The sequence below is a fragment of the Plantibacter sp. Leaf1 genome, from assembly GCF_001421315.1.
GTDB lineage: Bacteria > Actinomycetota > Actinomycetes > Actinomycetales > Microbacteriaceae > Plantibacter.
Genome location: NZ_LMJX01000002.1, coordinates 463,689 through 486,320 on the forward strand (window position 1 = coordinate 463,689; position 22,632 = coordinate 486,320).

Annotated in this window: 26 protein-coding genes and 1 pseudogene; 8 read left to right on the top strand and 19 right to left on the bottom strand. The window is 69.9% G+C overall.

All coding sequences use genetic code 11. The features are described from left to right. Nucleotides 1-85: 85 nt before the first annotated feature. The 7 genes from ASE44_RS04375 to ASE44_RS04405 form a co-directional block, all read right to left on the bottom strand. Nucleotides 86-928: an NAD(P)-dependent oxidoreductase gene (locus ASE44_RS04375; RefSeq protein WP_056777736.1), complete on the bottom strand. Its 843-nt coding sequence runs from the start codon at nucleotides 926-928 to the stop codon at nucleotides 86-88. Between the two features lie 99 nt (nucleotides 929-1,027). Continuing rightward, nucleotides 1,028-1,900: a MerR family transcriptional regulator gene (locus ASE44_RS04380; RefSeq protein WP_056777738.1), complete on the bottom strand. Its 873-nt coding sequence runs from the start codon at nucleotides 1,898-1,900 to the stop codon at nucleotides 1,028-1,030. A 111-nt stretch (nucleotides 1,901-2,011) separates the two neighbouring features. After that, a complete protein-coding gene (locus tag ASE44_RS04385) occupies nucleotides 2,012-2,878 on the bottom strand; it encodes a hypothetical protein (protein ID WP_056777742.1) in 867 nt (288 codons plus the stop codon). A 134-nt stretch (nucleotides 2,879-3,012) separates the two neighbouring features. Next, a complete protein-coding gene (locus tag ASE44_RS04390) occupies nucleotides 3,013-3,555 on the bottom strand; it encodes a GNAT family N-acetyltransferase (RefSeq protein ID WP_056777745.1) in 543 nt (180 codons plus the stop codon). Then, on the bottom strand, nucleotides 3,552-4,055 hold the full coding sequence (locus ASE44_RS04395) for a hypothetical protein (RefSeq protein WP_157579788.1): 504 nt from the start codon (nucleotides 4,053-4,055) through the stop codon (nucleotides 3,552-3,554). Before ASE44_RS04395 ends, ASE44_RS04390 begins: the two co-directional genes overlap by 4 nt. A gap of 59 nt (nucleotides 4,056-4,114) precedes the next feature. Further along, entirely contained in the window at nucleotides 4,115-4,852 is a 738-nt protein-coding gene (locus tag ASE44_RS04400) for a hypothetical protein (RefSeq protein WP_157579789.1), read from the bottom strand. Nucleotides 4,853-4,862: 10 nt separating this feature from the next. Continuing rightward, the gene (locus tag ASE44_RS04405) at nucleotides 4,863-5,234 is read right to left on the bottom strand and encodes a hypothetical protein (RefSeq protein WP_056777754.1); all 372 of its coding nucleotides are present in this window, start codon (nucleotides 5,232-5,234) and stop codon (nucleotides 4,863-4,865) included. 260 nt (nucleotides 5,235-5,494) lie between these two features. Between ASE44_RS04405 and ASE44_RS04410 the strand changes: the two genes are divergently transcribed. Further along, the gene (locus ASE44_RS04410) at nucleotides 5,495-5,767 is read left to right on the top strand and encodes a hypothetical protein (RefSeq protein WP_056006227.1); all 273 of its coding nucleotides are present in this window, start codon (nucleotides 5,495-5,497) and stop codon (nucleotides 5,765-5,767) included. A 49-nt stretch (nucleotides 5,768-5,816) separates the two neighbouring features. Here the strand turns inward: ASE44_RS04410 and ASE44_RS04415 are convergent, their stop codons facing one another. Then, nucleotides 5,817-6,392: a hypothetical protein gene (locus ASE44_RS04415; RefSeq protein ID WP_056777757.1), complete on the bottom strand. Its 576-nt coding sequence runs from the start codon at nucleotides 6,390-6,392 to the stop codon at nucleotides 5,817-5,819. Nucleotides 6,393-6,495: 103 nt separating this feature from the next. Here ASE44_RS04415 and ASE44_RS04420 point away from each other — a divergent pair, with 103 nt between their 5' ends. Beyond that, nucleotides 6,496-7,065: a hypothetical protein gene (locus ASE44_RS04420; RefSeq protein ID WP_056777760.1), complete on the top strand. Its 570-nt coding sequence runs from the start codon at nucleotides 6,496-6,498 to the stop codon at nucleotides 7,063-7,065. Between the two features lie 89 nt (nucleotides 7,066-7,154). On the opposite strand, the gene ASE44_RS04425 is transcribed toward ASE44_RS04420, so the two are convergent. Next, a complete protein-coding gene (locus ASE44_RS04425; protein ID WP_200921011.1) occupies nucleotides 7,155-7,502 on the bottom strand; it encodes a metalloregulator ArsR/SmtB family transcription factor in 348 nt (115 codons plus the stop codon). A gap of 84 nt (nucleotides 7,503-7,586) precedes the next feature. Between ASE44_RS04425 and ASE44_RS04430 the strand changes: the two genes are divergently transcribed. Then, nucleotides 7,587-8,906, top strand: coding sequence for an NAD(P)-binding domain-containing protein (locus ASE44_RS04430; RefSeq protein WP_056006237.1), 1,320 nt, complete (start codon nucleotides 7,587-7,589; stop codon nucleotides 8,904-8,906). Between the two features lie 16 nt (nucleotides 8,907-8,922). Here ASE44_RS04430 and ASE44_RS04435 read toward each other — a convergent pair whose 3' ends face one another. Both ASE44_RS04435 and ASE44_RS04440 read right to left on the bottom strand, forming a co-directional pair. Further along, nucleotides 8,923-9,321 carry a low molecular weight phosphatase family protein gene (locus ASE44_RS04435; RefSeq protein WP_056777764.1) on the bottom strand — a complete coding sequence of 133 codons (399 nt, stop codon included), beginning with the start codon at nucleotides 9,319-9,321 and terminating at the stop codon, nucleotides 8,923-8,925. 22 nt (nucleotides 9,322-9,343) lie between these two features. Continuing rightward, nucleotides 9,344-10,018 carry a helix-turn-helix domain-containing protein gene (locus ASE44_RS04440; protein ID WP_056006244.1) on the bottom strand — a complete coding sequence of 225 codons (675 nt, stop codon included), beginning with the start codon at nucleotides 10,016-10,018 and terminating at the stop codon, nucleotides 9,344-9,346. Nucleotides 10,019-10,066: 48 nt separating this feature from the next. Here ASE44_RS04440 and ASE44_RS04445 point away from each other — a divergent pair, with 48 nt between their 5' ends. Both ASE44_RS04445 and ASE44_RS04450 read left to right on the top strand, forming a co-directional pair. Further along, entirely contained in the window at nucleotides 10,067-10,822 is a 756-nt protein-coding gene (locus tag ASE44_RS04445) for an MIP/aquaporin family protein (RefSeq protein WP_056006247.1), read from the top strand. Nucleotides 10,823-10,833: 11 nt separating this feature from the next. After that, nucleotides 10,834-12,207 carry an FAD-dependent oxidoreductase gene (locus ASE44_RS04450; RefSeq protein ID WP_056006250.1) on the top strand — a complete coding sequence of 458 codons (1,374 nt, stop codon included), beginning with the start codon at nucleotides 10,834-10,836 and terminating at the stop codon, nucleotides 12,205-12,207. Between the two features lie 98 nt (nucleotides 12,208-12,305). Here the strand turns inward: ASE44_RS04450 and ASE44_RS04455 are convergent. Then, nucleotides 12,306-12,524 (bottom strand): annotated as a pseudogene (locus ASE44_RS04455) (GNAT family N-acetyltransferase); the annotation flags it as partial. An 82-nt stretch (nucleotides 12,525-12,606) separates the two neighbouring features. On the opposite strand from ASE44_RS04455, the gene ASE44_RS04460 reads away from it, so the two are divergent. Together ASE44_RS04460 and ASE44_RS04465 are read left to right on the top strand one after the other, a co-directional pair. Then, entirely contained in the window at nucleotides 12,607-13,026 is a 420-nt protein-coding gene (locus tag ASE44_RS04460; RefSeq protein ID WP_157579790.1) for a hypothetical protein, read from the top strand. 47 nt (nucleotides 13,027-13,073) lie between these two features. After that, nucleotides 13,074-13,832, top strand: a complete 759-nt coding sequence (locus tag ASE44_RS04465) for a GntR family transcriptional regulator (RefSeq protein WP_235522619.1) — start codon at nucleotides 13,074-13,076, stop codon at nucleotides 13,830-13,832. Here ASE44_RS04465 and ASE44_RS04470 read toward each other — a convergent pair. The 7 genes from ASE44_RS04470 to ASE44_RS04500 all read right to left on the bottom strand — a co-directional run bounded on the left by ASE44_RS04470 (nucleotide 13,829) and on the right by ASE44_RS04500 (nucleotide 21,520). Next, the gene (locus ASE44_RS04470; protein ID WP_056777771.1) at nucleotides 13,829-15,010 is read right to left on the bottom strand and encodes a zinc-binding dehydrogenase; all 1,182 of its coding nucleotides are present in this window, start codon (nucleotides 15,008-15,010) and stop codon (nucleotides 13,829-13,831) included. The genes ASE44_RS04465 and ASE44_RS04470 overlap by 4 nt on opposite strands. Further along, complete coding sequence (locus ASE44_RS04475; protein ID WP_056777772.1) at nucleotides 15,007-15,729, bottom strand: phosphonatase-like hydrolase; 723 nt, start codon at nucleotides 15,727-15,729, stop codon at nucleotides 15,007-15,009. The genes ASE44_RS04470 and ASE44_RS04475 overlap by 4 nt, the downstream gene beginning before the upstream one ends. After that, the gene (locus tag ASE44_RS04480) at nucleotides 15,726-16,916 is read right to left on the bottom strand and encodes a TIGR03364 family FAD-dependent oxidoreductase (protein WP_056777775.1); all 1,191 of its coding nucleotides are present in this window, start codon (nucleotides 16,914-16,916) and stop codon (nucleotides 15,726-15,728) included. Before ASE44_RS04480 ends, ASE44_RS04475 begins: the two co-directional genes overlap by 4 nt. Next, entirely contained in the window at nucleotides 16,913-18,670 is a 1,758-nt protein-coding gene (phnE, locus tag ASE44_RS04485; protein ID WP_056777779.1) for a phosphonate ABC transporter, permease protein PhnE, read from the bottom strand. Before phnE ends, ASE44_RS04480 begins: the two co-directional genes overlap by 4 nt. Beyond that, entirely contained in the window at nucleotides 18,667-19,503 is an 837-nt protein-coding gene (gene phnC, locus ASE44_RS04490) for a phosphonate ABC transporter ATP-binding protein (RefSeq protein WP_056777782.1), read from the bottom strand. Before phnC ends, phnE begins: the two co-directional genes overlap by 4 nt. 55 nt (nucleotides 19,504-19,558) lie before the next feature. Continuing rightward, a complete protein-coding gene (locus ASE44_RS04495; RefSeq protein ID WP_056777784.1) occupies nucleotides 19,559-20,500 on the bottom strand; it encodes a phosphate/phosphite/phosphonate ABC transporter substrate-binding protein in 942 nt (313 codons plus the stop codon). 114 nt (nucleotides 20,501-20,614) lie between these two features. Continuing rightward, complete coding sequence (locus ASE44_RS04500) at nucleotides 20,615-21,520, bottom strand: EamA family transporter (protein WP_056777787.1); 906 nt, start codon at nucleotides 21,518-21,520, stop codon at nucleotides 20,615-20,617. A 267-nt stretch (nucleotides 21,521-21,787) separates the two neighbouring features. Between ASE44_RS04500 and ASE44_RS04505 the strand changes: the two genes are divergently transcribed. After that, nucleotides 21,788-22,594 carry an alpha/beta fold hydrolase gene (locus ASE44_RS04505; RefSeq protein ID WP_056777790.1) on the top strand — a complete coding sequence of 269 codons (807 nt, stop codon included), beginning with the start codon at nucleotides 21,788-21,790 and terminating at the stop codon, nucleotides 22,592-22,594. The last annotated feature ends 38 nt before the right edge of the window (nucleotides 22,595-22,632 follow it).

Consider the following 22,632-nt stretch of genomic DNA (forward strand, 5'->3'; position numbering starts at 1 on the left):
CTGGCAGCACGGCTGCATGTCTGAGGGGCGGCTCAGCCGGCGACGATCACCAACGACGCCGGGCCGCCAATCCTCGACCCACTCGTCAGAGCGTCGCGAAGCCTGCGCGCCAGCTGGGGTGGCGGAGCGTGAAGCCCTGCGCTCGAGCGCGGTCGTTCGACACCGGCCGGCCGACATCACCCGTTCGCTCCGCCGTGGGCGCCGGTGCCCCGACCGCGTGAGCGAAGACGGGCGCCCATTCGGTCCCGGGAGCGGGTTCGTCGTCCACGATGTTCCACACGCCGGTCGGCCACCCGAGGGCCTCGACGACGGCCGCCGCCGCGTCGTCGACGTGCACGAAGGAGGTCACGGTCTCCGTCGCGGGCAACGCCCCCGACCGAGCGGCTTCGGCGAACCGGCCGGCTCGCGAGTACCACGTGCCTGCGCCGTACAGCTGCCCGAAGCGCAACACCACGCTCTGCGGAAGGTCGCGGACGGCCGTCTCGAGTGCCTGCACCGCTTGGACCGTCGAGCGACGAGGCTCAGGCGCGTCCAGATCCAGCGGGTCGGTCTCGATCGCTGGGAGTGCTGAGGGCGGGTGGATCCACGAGATGCTCTGTCCGACGATCCTCCGCACGCCCGCCGCACGTGCCGCGTCGACCAGGTTCCGGGTGCCCTCGGATCGAAGCAGCGCGTTACTCGCCGAGTCCCCCGTGCCGAGGTCGGTCATGAGGTGCAGGATCGCTTCGGGTGCTGCGCGCCGGACGGCCGCAGCCGTCGCATCGCGGTCGCGGGCGTCCAGAACCACCCCTGTCGCTCCGAGCTGCTCGAGCGCACCCAGCTTCTCGGTCGATCGTGACGTCGCGCTGACCTCATGGCCCAGTGTGAGCAACCTCGGAATCACCGCTCGGCCGAGCACGCCGGACCCGCCGGCAACCAGTACACGCATGCACCAATCCTCGCAGGCCGCCAGCGGACGACCGACCGCATCGACGACGCCGGCCCGGCCCCTCACGCCTCGCGATGGTCGATCACGGGGCGCTGCGCCTCAGGCCGTGTCGAGGACGTCGAGCTCCAGCGCCAGTTCCATGCTCCGGAGGCGTGCACGGGAGAAGTCGTAGGGCATCATCCGCACCGCCTCGGTGAGGCTCGTCGTCCCGCACGTCGCGCCGGCACCGTCGTCGGGGACAGGGTGTGCTTCGTCCCATGCCTCGAACCGCTCGTCGTCCGCCTGCGCCAGGCCGGAGTCCTCGATCACCGTGTTGAGAGCGGTCTCGAAGGCGTGCCGCTCGGCCGCCACCTCCGCCACGCGGGGGTCGTCGACGGCGACCGTGTCATCGAGCGCCTGTTCGGCGGCGTCGACCCGGTCGGCCTCCTCGCGCAACTCGGGGTGGGTGGCCAGGGCGATGAAGCGCGACGCCTGGACGGACGCGCTGAGTTCGCCGAAGATCCGCTCGGTCACGAGCAGGGTGTCGAGGTCGTCCTGCCGGAGCGTCCCTTCGGGCAGATCCGCGAGGCGATCGCTCACCAGGTCGGAGAGCAGGCCCAGCCGGCTGCCCTGCGCTCGCATGCGCTGGACGGCGGTGCGCTGCAGCTCGAGTTCGGCCTGCTTGGCGACGAGCGACGCCTCCAGTCGATCCAAGGTCTGCGTGACGTCGCCGTCCTGATCGGCGGTGTCGGACACGGCCGCGAAGGCGTCTCGGATGTCGTCGAGGGCGATACCGGCGTCGGCCATCCGGCGGATCCACAGCAGCTGGATCATCTCCTCGTAGCCGTAGCGGCGGCGGTCGTCACTCCCCCGCTCGGGCTCCGGAAGCAGACCGATCTGGTGGTAGTGACGGATCGCTCGCGGCGTGGTGCCGACGAAGGCGGCGGCACCGCCGATCGTGACCTGGCGTGGCGGGGTGAATGACGAGAACATGGTGGTCCTTCCTCGGTGGGCGGGATATGACCACTGCACCACATGACGCTACGGCAGGTGCAACTCCGTGCCCGATCCGTCGCTGCGCCACTCCGGTCGGGCCGCCATGCTTCAGCGCAGATACGCGTCGACCAGCAGCGGGCCGCGGACGGTTCTGAGCGTCTCGACCAGCCGGTCGAGGGCCCGGCCGTTCCATGAGGTGAGCTGCAGGTCGTGCGGCCCGAGGGGTTCGAGCTTCCCGGTGCGGAGGCGGACGACCTCCCAGCCGGCGGACCGCAGCGCGCGGTCCTTCCGTCGGTCGGCCTCCTCGCGGCGACCGACGTGCTCGACACCGTGCCTGCCGATGCTGTCGTACTCGATCGCGATGCGGAGTTCCGGGAAGACCAGGTCGGGCCAAACCTCGACGTGGTTGAAGAACGGGCGTTGGACGCGTACGGCGTTCATGCCGGTGGTCAGGGCCAGACGCTCGTAGACGTCCGCGCGGAGCCGGTCCTCGACGGCGGAAGCCGGCTTCGGTGCACACGCAGAGGTGAACGCCTCCCCCACCGGCAGGTCCGGCGTCTTGTCACACAGCGACGCCTGACGGCGACCGCGACGCTCCCGGACGACACCGGCGCCTGCGGGTACCGGATCGGTCACCGATTCCCGCATCGGTAGGGCGACGGCCCTGGACGGGTTCGCCTCGTCGGAGCACTCCGGACACCAGGCGCTCCGGCGGCGCTCCCTCCCGGGCCGCGAGCGCTGCTCCGCCGGGGTCGCGACGAAGCGGTGTCCGCGGTCGCACTGCCACTGCAGCAGGACGTCGGCCGCCGGCGGCACCTGGCTGAGGACGATCCCTGCGTTGAGATCGGCGTGGTACTGGCGCCACAGCGCGGGGAACGGCGCCCACGCGTGCCGATAGGCGCCGACCGGATAGGGCGTCTCGAGGCCCTTCGACCATTGGCGGCGGGCCCACCACGATTCCACACGTTCCGACACGATCCGAAGCTATGACGGACCGCCGACACCGGTGACGCCGCGGCGCCCCTGCACATGCCGACCCCGAGTCGACGACCAGCGGCTCAGCCGGAGAACGCGTCCTTCGCCGCCGGTCGGACGACGCTCGCGACCCGCTACCTCGTAAGGATGCGTTGGAACAGGCGATGGTCCTGCCATCGGCCCGCGATACGCAAGTACTCCGAGGCGAGCCCGAACTCGACGAACCCGCATCGCTTGAGGACCGTCTGCGATGCGACGTTGTGCGGCAGGGTCCCCGCCTGGATCCGGTGCAGCCGGAGGTCATCACGGGCCAGGTCGACGGCGTCACCGACGGCGGCCGTCATCAACCCTCGACCCGCATGATCGGCGTCGATCCAGTACCCCAGGTTCGCGCTCTGGAAGGCGCCCCGCACGATCCCTGTGAGGTTGACCCGCCCGACGATGCGCGACGCCTCCGCGAGCACCAGTGGCAGGGCCGTCCCGGCCTCCTGATCGAGCAGGAGCTGCCGGGTGGCGGACTCCTGGCCACTCTCGGTGTAGAACGCCTCGGATCGTTCCGGGTCCCACGGGGCCAGATGGTCGCGATTCTTGCGGTACGCCTCGGCGAGCGCGGCCGAGTCGTCGATCGTCACGGCGCGGAGCACCACTCCGCGGCCCAGGTCCACGTCAGAAGTCATTCCGAGATGCTAGCGCGCGGACGGTTGCGGACGACGACCACGAGCCCCCAGGCGAAGGCGATCGTGAGGCCTACGAACACGACCGCCCAGATCCACTGCCAGAGGTCGGGCGGGCTCGGCTGGTCCAGGCGGACCTCACCCGTCCCGTCGTCCACCCACGCTGTGACGGACCCACCGACCCGCGCGTCGTCGCTGCGCACGACGGCCCGCTGCGTTCCGTTCGCCGTCGGGTAGTCGACGCTCACCGTCCGGTACTCGACCCAGTGGCGGTTGCGGCTGTTGCCTTCCATGACGCGTTCCGTGTCCTCGCCGATCACCTGCGCCGTCACCGAGGTCTGGGTGGCCGTGAGATCGGTGACGAGACGCTGCACTGCGGTGGCGCCCAGCAGTCCGGAGAACCCGGTCAGGATGACGAGGACGAGCACGGTGACCACCCGCCCGGACACGGACGATCGCGGTCGAGCGTTCCTGGCGCCACCCGAAGCCGATTCAGCCCTCATCCATCACCTCCACCATCAACGAACACACCGGCATGATCGCGCGCCTTTCCTCAGCCGCCTCAGCGGTCCGACGGCGCTCCTGGGCCGTGACCCGCGAAGTACCGATCGAGGGCATCGGCGTACCGGGCGGCGACCACCTCGGCCGTCTCCTCGGGAGTCGGTCTCGCGATGGATCGGCTCGACGCGTCGAGTGCACGCCGCTCGGCTTCGACGGCATCGATCGCGCCGAGATCGGCGTTGGCGAACCAGGCGCACACGGCAAGTCCGTACCGCGTCTCCTGCTGGGCGCCGGCTTTGCGGTTCTCGCGCTGCTCCCAGGTGAACAGCGAGATCAACGACCAGGGGGTGAAGCCGGGCACGTTCGGCTCGCCGTCGCCGTTCGAAGACCGAGCCCACGCGGCGACCGCAGCACCGAGCCAGATGTTCCGTCCGTCACGGATCAGGTGGGCCGAGGTCATCCCGCGCTCAGCATCGAACAGCACCTGCGTCCCGTCCCGCTCGAGGAGCAACCCCGCGCACGCCATCTGCACCGGCCCCCAGGCCTCGATCACGGCGAACCCCGCCCCGAGCAGCTCACGGGCGAGGGGCTGCAGCTCGGCCTCGATGGTCGGGATGACCAGCTCGGGGTCGTTGTGGCGGGGCGCCGGGCCCACCGGCTCGGGGAATCCGGTCGAAGTGACTCGAGGACCCGTCGCCCTCGTGCCTCCGCTACCGGCCCGAGCGGAAGATGCTGGCGACAGGCCGACCCAGGCGGCGATCCGCTGGCCGAGGCTCGGCGGTCGGTTCGTCTCGTTCATCGGTGACCGCTCAGACCTCGGGCGACGTGCACTGGCGCGTCGGTCGAAGCCGATCGTCACTCACGGGAAAGGACACGTCGGTGTACAGCTGCGTCGCGCGCAAGTCGCCCCAGTCGTCCTTCTTCACCCGGATGCCGGTCGGCGAGACCTCTGCGATGCGGACCCGCAACCACGAGCCGTCGTCCAGGCGGAGCTCATGAGGCTCGGCAAGATAGCTCAACCCGATCTCGTCGAGAGTCTCCTCGGCCTCCATCCAGTCCACCGCCCCGGTTCTCCGGCGCCCCAAAAGGTCGATCACGATGAATCCGTCACCGTCGGGCAGCATCCAGCCCAACCGTTCGCCGTCGCCTGAGCGTCGATGTTCGATCCAGTCCGCGTCCATGAGCCGAGGGTAACGCGGCGACCCGAAGCCTCGCCGGACGACGTTCCGATCGGCCCGGGACGTGAGAGGCGTCGACCGGCTCGGGATCCGCGTCGATCACCGTGGCGCTCCGGGCGGAGTGCCATGACCCGCTGGGAGTGTCGACCGCTGGCGGATCCGGGGCAGCGATCTACCCTGGTGGGATCACCGGGACGCCGCCGTCTTCACCGGGCCGTTCCCCGACCCCGCCCTCCCGTGACCCTCCGACGACAGGACCGACGATGACCGCCGACTCCACCATCGACCGTCTCACCGCGGTGGGCACTCGCTATATGCGGCAGCTCACCCAGGATCCCGAAGTGCGTTCGATCCCGCTCGAGGACGATGCCGGGGTGTGCGTCGTGCACACGGTTCGCGGCGGCGGCAAGATCTACGTCGCGCCGGACGAGAGCGTGCTCTTCGTGGGCTCATCGATGGACTTCGGCGCGGGCCTGACCGAGTTCCTCGCCGGTACCCGTACGCCGCGGGAGCGGTTCGTCCGCCCGACGTCCTGAGTCACCCCGCCTCGGAGCTCTCGAGCACTGCGGAGCGGTGCTCTCTCCCCTATCGCCGTGACGACGAAGCTCGACGTGACCGTGTCCCGACGCCGGCTCGCTGGAGCGCCCGGGCGATCATCCCCGAGAGCACGGCGGCGGCGACCTCACCGACGATGCGTCCGAGGAGCGTCCCCAGGACGATGGGCACCGTGAGGTGCTCCGGTGAGAAGACCGCGAGCGAGACGCCGAACAGCGCAGCACCGAGGATGACCGCGGCGAGCAGGTACCTGGCCTGGACTGACCGCGGACCCCGGTTCCCGCGGTCGACCTTCCAGACGACGAGGTCGATGATGGTACCGGTGAGCAGGAACGGGACGAGGATGACGACGCCCGAGGGGCTGGTCGCCGCGATGAGGAGTCCTGCGATGCCCGCGGTGACCGTCGCACTGCCGACGACGCCCGTGTACCGGCGCGCCACGAACGGGAGCACACCGTGGATGCCCGCGCCGAGCGCGTACAACGGCGGGGACGTCGGCGCCAACACCGCGAGGAACGTCCCCGTCGCGACGTGGAGCAACAGGTGCACGGCGGCGAACGCAGCGCAGACGAGCAGCACCCTCGTGGACAGGCCGACCTGCTTCACCGTGTTCTCCGTTCAGATCGTCCAGCCGGCGGCTCGTCCCGGTACTCCCAGCATGCAGGACTGGCTCCGAACCCCTGTCCGACACGCGCGGCATACTGTCCTCATGACTGGTGCACCGTCCTCCTTCCCACCGCTCGTCGTCGGTTCCGACCCGGTGCGGACCGAGCGGGCGACCCGACCCGCATTCGTGATGGCTCTCGTGTGCGCCGGCCTGATCCCGATCATCGGCGTCCTGCTGGCAGCCTTCACCGCCTCGGTCAGCGGGTTCGGGCTGGGTGCGCTGTCCGGGCTGGTGTTCATCGTCGTCTCGTGGTTCATGCTGTTCCTCGCGCTGCAGCTGGCGACCGTGCGGGGTGCACAGTCCGTGACCCGCACGGTGATGACCCTCGACGCGGCAGGCCTCAGCGGCAGCATCCAGCAGGGCGAGGTCTTCCTCCCCTGGGGTGCGGTCGAGCGCGTCTCGACGCGCTCGCGCGGCCGGTGGCGGATCCTCACCTTCCACCTCCTGCCCGGGGTGACGGCGCAGTCCCCCGGCGTCACCACCACCCTCTCGCAGGCGGCCTTCGCACGACTCGCCAAGCTGGGCTTCCAGGTCGGCGAGGTGGCGATCGACACGCCGATCGACACGCTCCTCGCCGCGTCCGGTGCGTTCACCGGTGGCCGCCTGCGCTGACCCGAGCTCAGGCAGATACCGACCGGTCGGTCCGTCGCCCACGCATCGTCACTCGACTGCGCCGAGCAGTCGGACCATCACCGCTCCGGTCACGGACGGATCGCCTGGGAGGCGCGTTCGAGGCCGTCGGTGATGACGCGGAAGTACGCCCAGCGGCCGCGCTGTTCGCGGGTCGCGAGACCAGCGTCGACGAGGATCTTCATGTGGTGCGACACCGTGGGCTGCGTCAGCCCGACGGGTTCGGTGAGGTCGCAGATGCACGCCTCACCGCCCTCGCTCGCCGCGATCAATGACAGCAGCCGGACGCGGTTCGGGTCAGCGAGCGCTTTGAAGATGTGGGCGATCCGCTCGGCTTCGTCGAGCGCGAGCACTCCGCCGGTCACAGGGGTGCAGCACGCTGTGGCGTCGGCTTCCAGGAGGGGCAGTTCGATCTGCATGGACACATTCTGACAGATCGTATTGACATGTGTCGATGTGTCGATCAGTCTCGTCGTATTGATGGTTGTCGATTGGAGTTGACGATGGTGAACGAGCTGCCCGTGATCGTGATCGGTGCCGGCCCGCAGGGTCTGGCTGCTGCAGCGCACCTGGTGGAGCGCGACGTTCCGGTGATGGTGCTCGAGGCCGGCTCCTCGGCCGCTGCGGCGGTGTCGGAATGGGGTCATGTGCGGTTGTTCTCTGGTTGGTCCGAGCTGGTCGACGCGGCGTCCGCTCGGTTGCTCACGCCGACCGGGTGGAGCGCGCCGACGACGGGGTACCCGACCGGCGCCCAATGGATCAGCTCGTACCTCGCCCCCCTCGCGGATGCCCTCGGCGAGCGGGTGCGGTTCGGTTCACGCGTCGTCGGCGTGTCTCGCCGTGGCCGCGATCGCTTGGTGGATGCCGGCCGCGCAGAGCAGCCGTTCACGGTGCACGTGGAGTCCGCAGACGGCGAGTACCGCCTCGATGCTCGGGCGGTCATCGACGCCTCGGGCACCTGGTCGACGCCGAACCCGGCCGGGGCGGACGGTCTGCCGGCACTCGGGGAACGGGCCGCGTCCGAGACGCTCAGCTACCGGATCCCCGACTTCCGGAACCGCGCCGGGTTCGAGGGCAAGCACACCGTCGTCGTGGGGTCCGGGCACTCGGCAGTCACCGCGGTCATCGCCCTCGCTCGGATCGTGCGCCGCAACCCAGACACCACGGTCACCTGGGTGCTGCGTCGGGGAACGGTCGGGAACACCTTCGGTGGCGGCGACGCTGACGAGCTGCCCGCCCGCGGCGCGCTCGGGTTGAAGGCGAAGGAACTCGTCGATGGTGGCCTCATCCGCCTCGTCACGGGCTTCCGCGTCGAGCGCGTGAGGCGTGACGGCGACCAGACCGTGTTGCTGTCGGAGGACGGCCGCGAGCTGCCCGGCGCTGATCGGGTGATCGTGCTGACCGGATTCCGGCCTGATCTGTCGTTCCTGTCGGAGTTGCGGATCGAGCTGGATGCGACGCTGCAGGCTCCGGTGCGCATCGCGGCCGAGGTCGACCCGAACCTCCACTCCTGCGGCTCGGTCGCAGCGACCGGTGCGAAGGATCTCGCGCAGCCGGAACCGGACTTCTACATCGTCGGCGCGAAGTCCTACGGGCGGGCCCCGACGTTCCTCGCGATGACCGGATACGAGCAGGTGCGCTCCGTCGTCGCCGCTCTGGCGGGCGACCAGGCTGCGGCCGAGCGGGTGGAACTGGTCCTCCCGGACACGGGCGTGTGCGGTGGGGCTGGTCTGTTCGATGCTGCTGGTGCGTCGCTGGGTGGTTCGTGCTGCGCGGTGCCGGAGCAGGTGCTGCAGATCGGTCGCGCACCAGCAAGTGCCTGACCGCTCGCTGCGGGTGCTACCGGGTGAGCAGCTCAGTGCGGATCTGCTCGGCCACGGCTTCCCGCAGCGGGCGCACGGCTTGGACGTCCCAGGCCTCGGGGTTCGGGAACGACCAGGCCAAAACCTCGCCGCGAGGGGTGGCCGGCAGGGCCAGGCCGGGTTTCATGAGCACCACGACGTCGGCCTGATCCAGGTCGGCGGCAGTGACGGCCCGTGGTACCCGGTCGGTGATGTCGAGGCCGAGCTCAGCGACGGTCGCTGCGACCGCAGGGTTCACGGCATCCGATGGGGCGAGGCCTGCTGAGGTGGCGGTGAAGCGGTCTCCGGCGAGGTGTTCGAGCAGGGCTGCGCCGAGTTGGGAGCGGCCGGCGTTGTGCTGGCAGATGAACAGGACGACGGGCTTGGGTGTGGTCATGAGGGCGCTGGGTGCTTTCTGGTCAGGAGGCGAGCAGGCGGGGAGCGAGGTCCGCGATGCGGCGCTCCAAATCGATGTAGGCGGCGTCGAACGCGGCATCCGTGCCGACGCGCACCGGGTCGGGGATCGACCAATGCAGATCGCCCGTGACGCCGATCTCCTCGTGCGCGTTGTCACACACCGTGATGACGAAATCGTCCACACCCAGCACGGTGGCGAGTGCGCTCGGCGCGCTCGACGGGAGGGCGAGCTGGTGGCGTGCGGCTGCGGCGATCGCGCCGGGCGCGATCTGTTCGGCGGGGTGTGTGCCACCGGAGGCGACGGGGATGGTGCTCTTCCGCGCCCAGAGGGCGGCGGCGAGCTGGGAGCGTGCGGAGTTCGCCGAGCACACGAACACGACCCGACTCGCTGAGGCCGCAGCTCCCGGCCCCATGCCCTCGAACCCGTCGGGGTCAAGACGGACGTAGCTGCGGCGCTTGTCACCTTCGGACGTCGCCCGGGTGATCATGCCGACGGATTCGAGCACGTTCAGGTGATGGGTGAGCAGGTTGGCCGGGGTGCCGAGCGCGACCCGGATCTCCGTCGGGGACAGGTCGCCCAGGGTAAGCAGGTCGATCATCTGCAAGCGCGTGGGATCGCTGAGCGCGGCGTGCTTTGCCGCCCGTGCTTCGACGGCTTCAGTTCGTTCGATGTTCATTGTTTCAATATTGACTGAAGTACCGTTGTGAGTCAAGATGATGCCGCCATGAACCCACCGAACCCCGCACCCACCCCGGTCCGACCGCATCTGCTGCGTCGGACGCTTGCCGAGTTCATCGGCACCGGACTCCTGGTGGCGATCGTCGTCGGCTCCGGCATCATGGCGCAGCGACTCTCCCCGGATGACGTCGGGCTGCAGTTACTGCAGAACAGTCTGACGACCGCGCTCGGGCTCGCCGTGCTCATCCTCGTCCTCGGCCCGGTCTCCGGCGCTCACTTCAACCCCGTCGTTTCATTCGTCGACTGGTGGGTGAACCGCGGCACGCCGCATGGGCTGCCGCTGCGGAACCTGCTGCCGTATCTGGTCGCGCAGATCGTCGGCGGGACCGCGGGCACGGTGCTGGCTGGGGCGATGTTCGACACCGAACCAGCGCTCTCCACGACGGACCGGGCGAGCGCCGGGACGGTGCTCGGTGAGGTCGTCGCGACCGCGGGCCTCATCCTGGTGATCTTCGCCCTGGCCCGCTCCGGGAAGAGCGCGGTGACCGCGGCCGCGGCAGGAGCCTACATCGGGGCGGCGTACTGGTTCACCAGCTCGACGTCGTTCGCGAACCCGGCCGTGACGATCGCTCGCATGTTCACCGACACCTTCGCCGGGATCGCCCCGGCCTCGGTCGGCCCGTTCCTCCTCGCGGAGCTCCTCGGCGCGACCATCGGACTCGGCCTGGTGCTCGTGCTCTACCCGACTCCCGCGCGCAGCACCCCTGCGGCCGTGGCTCCCCATCCCGCAGCTCAGCTCTGAAAGGCACCCTCATGCATCTCGCAGTCATCGGCGGTAGTGACGCCGGCATCTCCACCGCTCTCCGCGCGCGGGAACTCGACCCCTCCATGGACGTGACGGTAATCGTCGCGGACGCCTACCCGAACTTCTCCATCTGCGGCATCCCCTACTACTTCTCCCGTGAGGTCCAGCCCTGGCAGTCCCTCGCACACCGCACCCACGCCGACCTCGAGGCCACCGGCATGACCCTGCGCCTGAGCACCCTCGCGACCGGAATCGACGTCGCCGACCAGCGCCTCACCGTCCGCGACGAGCAAGGGACGGCATCGACGATCGCCTACGACGAACTCATGGTCGGCACCGGAGCCTCACCCTCCACCGCCGGCATCACGGGCCTCGACCAGCTCGGCCCTGACGACGGTGTGCACCTGCTGCACTCGATGGGCGACACCTTCGCCCTCGAGCGCTACCTCGACACCCACCAGCCGGAGACCGCGATCATCGTCGGCGCCGGGTACGTCGGTCTGGAAATGGCCGAAGCCCTCACCGTCCGCGGCCTCCAGGTCACCCAACTGCAGCGCGGCCCCGAAGTCCTCTCCACCCTCGACGCCGAGCTCGGCTCCCTCGTCCACGACGAACTCACCCGCCACGGCGTGAACGTCATCACCGACACCCGCGTGGAGCACCTCAGCAAGACGAATAGTGGTCTCACCGTGACCGGCCTGCAGGACGGCCAGCCGTTCGAGCGCAGCGCCGAGCTCGTGCTCGTCGTCGTCGGCGTCCGGCCGAACACGAGCCTGCTCACGGAGGCCGGCGCGACGACCGGACCCGGCGGCGCGGTCATGGTCGACGAGCAGATGCGCACCGGCCTGCCGCACGTCTGGGCGGCCGGCGACGGTATCGTCACCCACCACCGCCTGCTGGGCGTCACGTATCTGCCGCTCGGCACGACAGCGCACAAGCAGGGCCGGGTCGCGGGCGAGAACGCGATCGGCGGCAACGCCCGCTTCGCCGGGTCGCTCGGCACACAGGTGGTGAAGGTCTTCGACCTGGTCGCCGCTCGCACCGGTCTCCGCGACCACGAAGCCGTCTCGGTCGGGTACGCAGCGCACAGCTCCACGGCGATCGCGGACGACCACAAGGCCTATTACCCGGGCGCAACACCGATCAGCATCCGGATCACCGGAGCGACCGACAGCGGGCTACTACTCGGTGCGCAGCTCGTCGGCACCCGCGGGGCGGAAATCGCGAAACGCGTCGACACCTACGCCACCGCCCTGCACCACGGCATGACGGTCGACGCGATGAGCGACCTCGACCTGTCCTACACGCCACCACTCGGCTCCCCGTGGGACGCGGTCCAGGTCGCGACGCAGGCGTGGAGCCGCGAGGCACGGACCAGATAGTCACCGCTGCGTCCGGCTCGCAGCGCGTGTACCGGGACGTCGGAGAGGTCTCGCCGTGCAGCCTCCGCTCTAACGGATGGTGTCCGAGGCGAGAGCGCCTACCGGACCATGCGGGCGTCGGTGATGGACGGCGCGGAGGGATCCACCTGCTCGACACCGTCGAAGGCGAAGCCGTTACGCAGGTAGAACGACGTCGCGCGGGGGTTCTCCTTCGCCACCCAGAGCATCGCCGGCCCGGCGCCGATCGTCGCATCGAGCAATGCCTGGGCCGCGCCGCTTCCATAGTGCGACGCCGCCAGGTAGATCGCGTAGAGCTGCCACGGCCGGGACGGGGTCTCGTCGCCGGCGACCCATCGGTGCCCGGCTCGCCGGTCACCGCCGACTCAGTACCATGGGCGCATGCCCGCTCTCCCCGCACCAGCACGAGCGGTGAGGGTGTTCCAAGTCCTGTGGGTGATCGGCTTCCTCATCGGGACGACCACGCACACGGCGGATCTGATCTTCGGCGGACTGGACGTCTACGGCGGCTTCCCTCCCGGTGTGCGGCTGTTCTGGGTGTCACTCACGATCCTCGATCCGGTGACCGTGGTGCTGATCATCCTTCGTCGGCGCTCCGGCATCGTGCTCGGCAGCGCCGTGATCGTCGCGGACATCGCGGTCAACTGGACCGTCTTCGCGACGCTCGGCGGGCTCTCGGTCTTCGGAATCGTCAACCAGAGTCTGTTCGCGGTGCTCATCGCCGTCACGGCTCGTCCGCTCTGGAACTGGTTCGGGCGATCGTCCACACGAGAACGCGGCGACGTGGACGGCACGGCCTGACCACCCTGCACCTCGAGGGCGACAACTAGTATGCCTATGTGTCCGCCATGCTGTACGTCCAGATAGCCGATGACCTCCGCCGCAAGATCGTGAGCGGCGAGCTGTCGCCGGGTGACGACGTGCCGAGCGAGGGCGAGCTGGCCGAGCTGTGGCGGAGTTCGCGCGGGCCGATCCGGAACGCCCTGGCGACGCTGCGCAACGAAGGCCTTATCGAGACCCGGCGCGGCAGACCTGCCCGGGTCGCGGAGCGAAAGGCGCAGCAGGCGGCCGACGTGTCCATCCCCTTCACACGCTGGGCGGAATCGATGGGCACCACGCCGGGCGCCCGCACCCAGGAGGTGTCGTTGCGTCGCGCCGACGAGGAGAAGGCCGCCGCGCTCGGTATCGCGGTCGGCGACCCGATCGTCGAGGTCGTCCGGCTGCGCCTGCTCGACGGGCGCCCCACCATGCTCGAGCGACTCACCTTCATCGAGGAGGTCGGCCGGGCGCTGTTCGACGTCGACCTCGACACGGTCTCGATCACCGAGTATCTGAACGGGCGGGGCTACGGCTACCAGGACGTCGACCACGAGATCGACGCCGTCGCCGCCGACGAGCTCGACAGCCGGCTGCTCGACGTCGAGCCGGGCACCCCGATCCTCCGCCTCCACCGAGTCACGAGGGGCCCGGACGGCCGCATCTTCGAGGCCTCCGACGACCGGTACCGCAGCGACATCATCCGGTTCACGGTCTCCGCCTCGGGACGGGCGCGTGAGGGCGGACACTTCATCCGGGCGATCGGCGCGATCGGCGCTGAACCCGCCTAACGCTGGGGCGACCCGGCCTCGCGGGTCGCATGGCCGGGCGCGAGCGGAGCCAAGCCTGGGGCCACGCCGATGCGCACGGCCCGTCCACCCATGGCGGCCTCGAGGCCGTCGTCGAGGTCACCGAGCGCCACCGTCGCCCCCACCAGTTCGGCGAACGGGTGTGCTTCGTGGCGTTCGGCGAGGTAGCGGACTGCCTGCTCGAGATGCGTCGGTGCGTAGTTGTGCACACCACGGATGGTGACGAGCCTCCGCACCACGCTCTCCGGGTCGAGGGCGACGGGGTCGCTCGGCGACACGCTGCCGACCAGCACGGCGACGCCGCCGATTCCCAGCACGTCGATCGACGCGGCGACACCGAGCGGAGATCCGGACGCCTCGATCGCCACGAGCGGCCGAGTTCCGACGAGATCCAGCGCGGCCTGGAGTGATCCCGGTTCCGTCGGGTCGACGGTGGCCGCGGCGCCGAACCGGGTCGACAGCTTGCGACGCCGCTTGGCGGGGTCCACCACGATGACCCTCGCTCCCGCGTCGCTCGCCATCGCGCAGGCGGTGAGACCGATCAGCCCGGCACCGTGCACGATCACGACCTCACCGTCCAGCGCGACGATCGCCGAGGCGGCCTCGAGGGCGGCAACTGCCGTGGCGGTGCCGCACGAGACGGGTGCGAGCACCTCGGCGGGGAGATCGTCGTCGGGTACCGGCACGATGGCGGTGCCGCGCTTCAGGTGCGCGTGCGACGCGAATCCCCCGCTGAGCTCCCACCCGGTCTCGAGCCGCTCATGGCCGTACTTGCGCACGGTCTGGCACTTCTGCGGCAGCCCGCGAACGCAGGTGGGGCAGTCGCCGCATCCGACGGTGAGCGCCCACACCACGCGCTGCCCCGCCCGCAACGGTGCTCCGGCGGAGGTGACGGCACCGTCGCCGACGGCCACGACGTGGCCGACCTGTTCGTGGCCGAGCACCAGCGGCGTGGGGGCCTCGCGGTGCCCCAGCACGGTGTGCACGTCGGAGCCGCAGATGGTCGCCAGCTCGATCGCGACGAGGGCTTCGCCCGGTGCCAGCGAGACCGACGGCACCGCGATGCGCTCGTGACGCCGCCCGGCCTGCACCCACACCATCGCGGTCGGTGCCGGGTCGAGCTCGATCCGCACCGTCGTCGCCTCGTGCGTGAGCGTCACCGCGTGGCCAGTCGCGGCAGGGCGGTCAGCTCCCGGACGCTGTCCAGCACCACGTCGGCCCCGGCCTCGGTCAGCTGGTCCCGCGTGTGCGCGCCGGTGGTCACGCCTACGACGAGCCCCGCACCCGCGTTCCGGCCCGAGCGCATGTCGCTGGTGGTGTCACCGACGACGATCACCGAGGCCACCGAGGTCGCCCCGGTGGCGATGAGTGCGGCGAGCACGAGGTCGGGGGCCGGGCGGCCTCGGCCGGCATCGGCGGGCGAGAGGGCGGCGTCGACCTCCCAGCCGAGGCGCGCGAGCACGGCGTCGCGGGTGGCGGGCGAGAATCCGGTCGTCAGTGCGACCTTGACGCCGGATGCGCGGAGGCCGGCGATCACGTCGGACGCCCCGGGGATCGGGTCGACGCCGACCTCGTCGATGAGCTCGGCGTAGGCGGCTTCGAAGGCCTCGTTGCCGGCCTGCGCGGCGTCCTCGTCCCCGCCGGTGAGGTGGCGGAAGACCTCGATCTTCGACTGCCCCATCGTGTCGCGGACGTATTGCAGCGACTCCTCGACCGGGCGCCGGGTGTCGAGGCCGGTGCGGCGTGCGGCACGCTCGAAGGCGCGCTCGACGATGCCGTCGTCGACGACGGTGGTGCCGGCCATGTCGAGCACGACGAGTTCGACGGGGACGCCCGTGGGGCTGTCGGGGATCGTGGTGGTCGTGGTCGTGATGGTCATGGTCTCGTGCTTTCTGTCAGCGGACGGGAGTGGGTGTCGAGATGGCCTCCGACGACGTGTTCGGCGAGCCCGAGGCCGGTGGTCATGCCGATGCCGGTCGTCACGACGGTGACCAGCACGCCCGGCTCGACCTCCTCGAGAAGGAACTCCTCGGGCCCCGTGGCGTAGACGCCCTGCCACCGTTCGACGACGGCCGGGTCGCGGTCGAAGAGCGTCCGGAACTCCGCGAGGAACGCCTCCGGGGCGGCCTCCGGCTGGAACGGCGGGACGGTCTCCCCCTTCCAGTGGCTGTCGCCGACGATGAGCGACCCGTCGGGCCGTTGCGTGTACATCTGGTTCAGGTCGAGGGCGGCCAGCTCGGGCCGCTCCCGCCCGAGGCGCTCGCGCACAGCGGCGGAGCCCGGGAGGCCGGCGAACGCGCTGTAGCGGATGAGTGACCACCCGGTCAGTAGGGGGCCACCCAGTGGACGCGGGAGGTCGGCGGTCACCCGCAGCATGTCCAAGCCGCACCGGATGACGCCGTGTCGTTCGGCGAGCTCGGGATAGAGCTGGTCGATGTCGTGGTTGACGGCGACGACCACGAGGCCTGCGTCGACCGGGCCGCGGCTGGTCTCGACGCGGCCGCCGGTGATCCGTCCGGCTGCGGTGCGCATCCGGAAGACGACCCCGCGCGCGGCCAGATGGTCGCGGATGGCGTCGGCGGCGAACCGCGGGTCGACCTGCAGGTCGCGGGGCAGTCTCGCGCCGCCGACCGCAGTGCCGGCAGGTAACGCGGCCAGTGCCTCGATCTCGGAGGCGGTGAGCAGCTCGACCTCGGGCACCTCGTCGTGCTGGGGCCGTCGTCGCTCGGCCAGCTCGCGGAGCAGCGCGAGCTCGTCCTCGTGGCGCGCGAGGACGAGCGTGCCCGCCTGGTCGATCCAGAAGCCGGCGTCGCGGGCCAGCCGCAGCCAGAGCTTCCGCGACGTCGCGGCGTAGTCCCGGGCGACGCCCGACTGCGGGGTGAAGCAGAGGTGACCGAAGTTCCGGATGCTCGCCCCGGCGATCTCGGACGCGCGGTCGACCACCAGCACGGAGCGGCCGCGGTCGACGGCCGCGAGGGCCGCGCCCAGCCCCACGATGCCCGCACCCACGACGACGACGTCGAAGCGTTCCGGCGCTGCGGAGACTCCCCCTGCGGCGCCGCTCATCGGAACACCCGTCGCATCCAGATGGCGATGCCCTCGACGACGAGCACCGTGACGAGGATCATCAGCACGATCGCGGTGACGACGCCGTAGTTCGAGCCCTGGCTGGCGTTGAGGAGGTAGTAGCCGACTCCCCCGGCGCCGACGATGCCCAGCAGGGTCGCCGCGCGGATGTTGGTGTCGAGCATGTAGAAGGTGTGACCGATCAGGGCGCGGACACCCTGCGGGACGGTCGCGCCGGCATACACCTGGAGTCGGGACGCACCGGCGGCGGTGAGTGCCCGTTCGGGACCGGCCTTGACCTCCTCGAAGGAGTCGGCGATGAGCTTGCCGAGCAGTCCGACACCGCCGATCGCGAGGGCGATGGTGCCGGCCTGCGTGCCGAGCCCGGAGATGACGATGAGCACGATGGCGAGGATGATCTCGGGGATACCGCGGACGGCGACGAGCAGGAACCGCATCCCGCCGCGCACCCCTCGGCTCGGTGCGACGTTCCTGGCCGCGAGCGACCCGACCACGAGCGAGACCACGAGCGTCAGGAGGGTGGCGGCGAGGGCGATGGCGATCGTCTCGACCATCGCGTCGGTCATGGTCGACAGCTCGTAGCTGCCGAACGACGGCGGCCAGAACTGCACCGCGACGGCCGGGATCTTCGCCCACACGGTGAGGAGGTCGCGCCACTGGATGTCGCAGATCAGGAGACTGCCGACCACCACGGCGACGGCGAGCCAGCCCCAGGTGGTGTTCCGCACGCGGGTCGCCGTCCACGGACGCCGCAGTGCGTCGTCAACCGTCGCCACGGGTGCCCGACCGCGTGAGGTGCCCGGCCGCGAGGCGTCGCGGCCACGGCGGATGCCGCGCAGCACCCGGTCGCCGAGTCCACGGCCCGTGGGGGCGATACCGAGCATGGCGGCGCGCACCGCGCTCGAGACGATCTCCATCACGACGCAGAGCACGAAGATGACGACGGCATAGCCGAGGCCGAGGCCGTAGTCGAGGGACTTGAAGGCGAACGACATCTGCATGCCGAGGCCGACGACACCGACATAGCCGAGGATCACCGAGCCGCGCAGGTTGATGTCGTTGCGGTGCAGCACGGTCGCCACCCACGAGGGCATGACCTGCGGGAGCACCCCGGCGGTGAACTCCTGCATCCGGCTGCCTCCGGCGGCCCGGATGGCGAGGCGGGGGCCCTCGTCGATCTGCTCGATCGCATCGGCGAACATCTTCGAGATCATGCCGATGGAGTGGATGCCGATCGCCAGGATCCCGGGCAGCGTCCCGAGCGAGAAGACCAGCACGAAGACCATGGCGAACACGACGTCCGGGATCGCCCGGGTCAGCACGCCGAAGAAGCGGGCGAACGCACGCCACCCGGTGCCGGGGGTGGTGTTGGACGCGGCCAGGTAGGCGATCGGCACCGAGATGACCGCGGCGAGGAGGGTGCCGCAGATCACGAGCCCGAGCGTCAAGCCGGTGAGGTACAGCAACTCGCCTGGGTCGGGGAAGGAGATGGCGCCCACCCGGCCGAAGAAGCGTTCGGCGTTCGACCAGCTCTGGGCCATCCTGGCCGGATCGATCCCGATGCTGTTCAGCGCCACGATCGACGCGGCCAGGAGCGCGAGCAGCGTCAGGACGGCGGCGATGCGCTCCGGTGAGACGGCGCGGCGAGGGACACGCCCGACAGGATCTGCCGGGCCGTCCGCGGTCCGGAGGCCCGTCCGGGTGTCGGGTCGGGTGCGTGTGTCAGCGCTCATCGCGGGGTCTCGCTGACGGCGTCGACGAGGAGCTCGGTCTCGATGGCGTGCAGCTCGCTGGTGGTGGTCGCGACCCGGCCGTAGATCTCCATCACCTGTGCCTTACTCAGCCCCTCAGTCGGCGTGTCGAGGACGACGCCGCCGTGACGGAGACCGACGATGCGATCGGCCCAGCTGAGGGCCAGATCGACCTGATGGAGACTGCACACCACGGTCAGGCCGCGGTCGACGGCGATCTCGCGGATGAGCGCCATCACCTGGTCGCTCGACTCGGGGTCGAGCGAGGCGACCGGCTCGTCGGCGAGGAGGATCTCGGGGTCCTGCATGAGGGCGCGCGCGATGGCGACGCGTTGCTGCTGGCCGCCGGAGAGGGTGTCGGCCCGCTGGTAGGCGCGGTCGAGCAGTCCCACACGGTCGAGGTGCCCGAGCGCGGCGAGCTTGCCGGCACGGCCGTACGACCAGAGGCCGAGACGTGGGCCGCGGACGGTGGCGAGCGACCCGGTGAGCACGTTCTCGAGCACGGTGAGCGAGGGGACGAGCTCGAACTGCTGGAAGATGAAGCCGACTCGGCCGCGCAGGGTGCGGAGTCGTCGGCCGGAGAGGTCGGGCACCAGCTGGCCGAGGACCTCGACGGTGCCGGCGCTCGGTTGCTCGAGCCCGTCCAGGTGGCGGAGCAGGGTCGACTTGCCCGACCCGGAGAGTCCCAGGAGGACGACGATCTCGCCTCGTTGCACCTCGAGCGATGCGCCGTCGAGTGCGAGTGTCGCGCCGAAGCGCTTCGTCACGTCGGACAGTCGCACCACGGTCTCGGTCGGCGTCTGGGGATTCGTCATGGGAGTCTCCGGGTCGGGTTCGTCAACGGGTGGACGGTTCAGTGGCCGGGCTCGATCAGCTCTTGCACTGGGTGGCGTTCGTCTTCTTGCAGATGTCGCGGATCGTGTCGTAGTACTTGTCGTCGACCGGCTTGGTCTCGTAGAAGACGCTGCGGAAGCCGTCGGTGTCGGCGGAGGTGACACCGGCCTTGATGATCTGGTCGATGGTGACGTCAGCCAGGACGTCGGTCAGCTTCGACTGCACCTCGGTGGGCAGCGTGCTCGACATCACGATGGGCGCTCCGGGGACCATGGTCTCGGCGATGACCGTGACCTTGTCGGACTTGGCGACCTCGCTGTCCTCGGCGAAGCCCGCCTCACACTCCACGCCCTCGCCGACCTTGGTGACGCTGACGTCGTGCTTGCCGGCGAAGACCGGGGTGATGTCCTTCTCGGGGTCGACGCCGGCCTCGAGCAGGTTGTAGCTGGGGAAGAGGTAGCCCGAGGTGGAGGACGGGTCGACGAAGCAGACCTTCTTGCCCTTGAAGCCAGCGAGATCGGTGATGTCGCTCCCCTTCGGGACGATGGCCTGGGAGTAGTAGCCGGGCTCCTGGCCCTCCTTGGTGACGATCGAGGAGATCGGGGTGAGCTTGGCTCCGTTGTTCGCGGCGGTGACGTAGGTGAAGCCCGAGAAGGAGGCGACATCGATCTGACCCGCGATCGAGGCTTCGATCAGCGCCGCGTAGTCGGTCGACTCGTGGTACTCGACCTTCTTGCCGGTCTCCTTGGCGATGTAGTCCATGAGCGGCTGGTAGTTGGTCTCGGTCTCGACCGAGTCCGGCACGACGCCGAACACGAGGGTGTTCTCGTCGACGGCGAAGGTGCCGGCATTCGAGCCCGCTGCGGAGGCTGAGTCGGTGGAGGTGGAGGCCGCGGAGGCGGAACATCCTGAGAGGACGGTGGCGAGCAGCGCTGCACCTGCGAGGGCGGCGGCGAACTGCGAACGGCGGAGGGTCATGACGGCCTTTCGGTGTGAAGGGGACGTCAGCATCGTGACACGCGACGGCGAACAAATGTACCTATGTCGCTTCAGTTCAGGCGAAGTTCATCTCTTGTATGCCTATCTCGACGCTTACCCGGCGAGCAGCAACACGCCCACGACCACGATCAGCGAGGCGGCGATCCGCCACCCAGGTCTCCCCTCGCGCAGGACGACGACGCCGAACAGGGCCACGAGCACCACGCTGATCTCCCGCATCGGCGCGACGAGCGCGACCGGCGCCATCGTGATGGCGATAAGCACGAGGATGTAGGACAGCGGCGAGAGCACACCGAAGGCGAGGAGTCGGGGCCAGTGCCGTCGCAGCACGCCGGCCAGTTCTCGGCGGCGGCGGCCGAGCGCGATCGAGTAGATCGGGATCTCGATGAGCGTGCAGCCGACCATGAACGCCACGGGTGAGAGTTCCCAGGTCCGCACGGCATGGGCGTCCCAGATCGTGTAGGTGGCGATGGCGACGCCGGTGAGGAGACCCCACAGGACACCCGGGTCGATGCGCCGCCGGCGTCCAGCCATGCGCGCATCGGGTCCTCCGGGTGTCCCCCGGTCGGCGAGTCCGACGGCGACGACGCCGGCGAGGATCGCCACCACACCGATCAACGCGATGCCCGACGGGCGTTCGCCGAGCAGGAGCACGGCGACCACCACGCTGATCGTCGGCCCGGTCCCCCGGGCGGTCGTGTACACGGTCGAGAGGCGGCCGGTCGCGTAGCCCCGCTGCAGCACGAGCATGTAGCCCACGTGGATGACCCCGGACACGCCGACGCCGAGGAGGAAACCGGCGAGATCACCCGATCCGTCCGGCCCGCCGGATCCGATTCCCCCGGTGAACGGGATGACGCCGGCCCACAGCACGGTGCTGACCACGGCTCCCCACCAGAGGAACGGCAGACCGATGCGACTCACCCCGTGGGCCAGGACGTTCCAGGCCGCATGGGCGACCGCAGCGGAGAGGACGATGAGGACGGCGAGCGAGGACATGACGACCCTTCTCCTGGTCGCGGGCGCGACAAAGGAGGGTCCTCCGGGCTTTTGTCCTGTCAGATGACGGCCGCTGCATGGGCTTCGACCGTGGCGCCGCTCGGACCAGCCGAGCACTGCTGCTCCGGAACCCTAGGCGCTATCGCCGACGACGCTAGCAGACGAGTATGACGCGCGAGGTGAACACTCGGGTCACGGCCGTCTGGCGCACTGCGGCCACGAGCACGGTTCGACCGGCGCATCGGCGGGAGTCGTTAGATTCAAGACATGGTGAATCTGAACGCGACGCTACCGCTGAACGGGTGCTCGGTGGCCTTCCGGGACTCGGGGCCCGGCGGGCGCGCGGTGCTGTTTCTGCATGGCGCTGGAGCAGACCATGTGTCGTTCGAGAAGCAAGCCGGCGCCGTGGCGAACTCCGGTCGCCGAGCAGTCGTCTGGGACATGAGGGGGCACGGGCTGTCGAGGCCCAACCGCTCGCGAATCACGGCAGACCTGTTCGTCGCAGATGCAGAAGCACTCATATCCGAGCTCGGCCTGGACCATCCCGTGCTGGTCGGTCACTCCCTTGGCGGGAACATCGCCCAGGAGATGGTCAGACGAGAACCGGAGGCGTACTCGGGACTCGTCGTCATCGACGCGACCTGGAACTCCGGACCACTCGGGTGGATGGAGCGGCGACTGCTCCACCTGGCAGCTCCTACGCTCAGCCTCATCCCCGCGCGCACACTTCCAGGCCTCATGGCTCGAGCCTCGGCCGTCACGGACGCGGCACAGCAGGACTTGATGCGCGCCTTCTCACAAGTGCCGAAGCGACACTTCCTCGCGATCTGGCAAGCGACCGCCTCATTCGTCCGACCCGCACCTCGCTACCGCACACCGATCCCCTTGTGCCTCATCAGAGGCGCGCAAGATCGAACCGGCAACATCGCGAAGGCGATGCCCGCTTGGGCTGAGCACGAGGGGAACGGCGAGGTGGTGATCCCTGACGCTGGGCACGTGCCGTCGCAGGATGCTCCCGAGGCCGTGACGACAGCACTCCTGCGTTTCCTGGACGCACTGGACGAAGCCCGATGATCGAGAACGAGAACGTCGACGGACAGTCCCGCACTCGC

Coding starts and splice junctions, on each gene's coding strand:
- ASE44_RS04375 (WP_056777736.1), bottom strand. CDS start 928: ATGCGTGTACTGGTTGCCGGCGGGTCCGGCGTGCTCGGCCGAGCGGTG.
- ASE44_RS04380 (WP_056777738.1), bottom strand. CDS start 1,900: ATGTTCTCGTCATTCACCCCGCCACGCCAGGTCACGATCGGCGGTGCC.
- ASE44_RS04390 (WP_056777745.1), bottom strand. CDS start 3,555: ATGACTTCTGACGTGGACCTGGGCCGCGGAGTGGTGCTCCGCGCCGTG.
- ASE44_RS04395 (WP_157579788.1), bottom strand. CDS start 4,055: ATGAGGGCTGAATCGGCTTCGGGTGGCGCCAGGAACGCTCGACCGCGA.
- ASE44_RS04400 (WP_157579789.1), bottom strand. CDS start 4,852: ATGAACGAGACGAACCGACCGCCGAGCCTCGGCCAGCGGATCGCCGCC.
- ASE44_RS04405 (WP_056777754.1), bottom strand. CDS start 5,234: ATGGACGCGGACTGGATCGAACATCGACGCTCAGGCGACGGCGAACGG.
- ASE44_RS04410 (WP_056006227.1), top strand. CDS start 5,495: ATGACCGCCGACTCCACCATCGACCGTCTCACCGCGGTGGGCACTCGC.
- ASE44_RS04420 (WP_056777760.1), top strand. CDS start 6,496: ATGACTGGTGCACCGTCCTCCTTCCCACCGCTCGTCGTCGGTTCCGAC.
- ASE44_RS04425 (WP_200921011.1), bottom strand. CDS start 7,502: ATGCAGATCGAACTGCCCCTCCTGGAAGCCGACGCCACAGCGTGCTGC.
- ASE44_RS04430 (WP_056006237.1), top strand. CDS start 7,587: ATGGTGAACGAGCTGCCCGTGATCGTGATCGGTGCCGGCCCGCAGGGT.
- ASE44_RS04435 (WP_056777764.1), bottom strand. CDS start 9,321: ATGACCACACCCAAGCCCGTCGTCCTGTTCATCTGCCAGCACAACGCC.
- ASE44_RS04440 (WP_056006244.1), bottom strand. CDS start 10,018: ATGAACATCGAACGAACTGAAGCCGTCGAAGCACGGGCGGCAAAGCAC.
- ASE44_RS04445 (WP_056006247.1), top strand. CDS start 10,067: ATGAACCCACCGAACCCCGCACCCACCCCGGTCCGACCGCATCTGCTG.
- ASE44_RS04450 (WP_056006250.1), top strand. CDS start 10,834: ATGCATCTCGCAGTCATCGGCGGTAGTGACGCCGGCATCTCCACCGCT.
- ASE44_RS04460 (WP_157579790.1), top strand. CDS start 12,607: ATGCCCGCTCTCCCCGCACCAGCACGAGCGGTGAGGGTGTTCCAAGTC.
- ASE44_RS04465 (WP_235522619.1), top strand. CDS start 13,074: ATGCTGTACGTCCAGATAGCCGATGACCTCCGCCGCAAGATCGTGAGC.
- ASE44_RS04475 (WP_056777772.1), bottom strand. CDS start 15,729: ATGACCATCACGACCACGACCACCACGATCCCCGACAGCCCCACGGGC.
- ASE44_RS04480 (WP_056777775.1), bottom strand. CDS start 16,916: ATGAGCGGCGCCGCAGGGGGAGTCTCCGCAGCGCCGGAACGCTTCGAC.
- phnE (WP_056777779.1), bottom strand. CDS start 18,670: ATGAGCGCTGACACACGCACCCGACCCGACACCCGGACGGGCCTCCGG.
- phnC (WP_056777782.1), bottom strand. CDS start 19,503: ATGACGAATCCCCAGACGCCGACCGAGACCGTGGTGCGACTGTCCGAC.
- ASE44_RS04495 (WP_056777784.1), bottom strand. CDS start 20,500: ATGACCCTCCGCCGTTCGCAGTTCGCCGCCGCCCTCGCAGGTGCAGCG.
- ASE44_RS04500 (WP_056777787.1), bottom strand. CDS start 21,520: ATGTCCTCGCTCGCCGTCCTCATCGTCCTCTCCGCTGCGGTCGCCCAT.
- ASE44_RS04505 (WP_056777790.1), top strand. CDS start 21,788: ATGGTGAATCTGAACGCGACGCTACCGCTGAACGGGTGCTCGGTGGCC.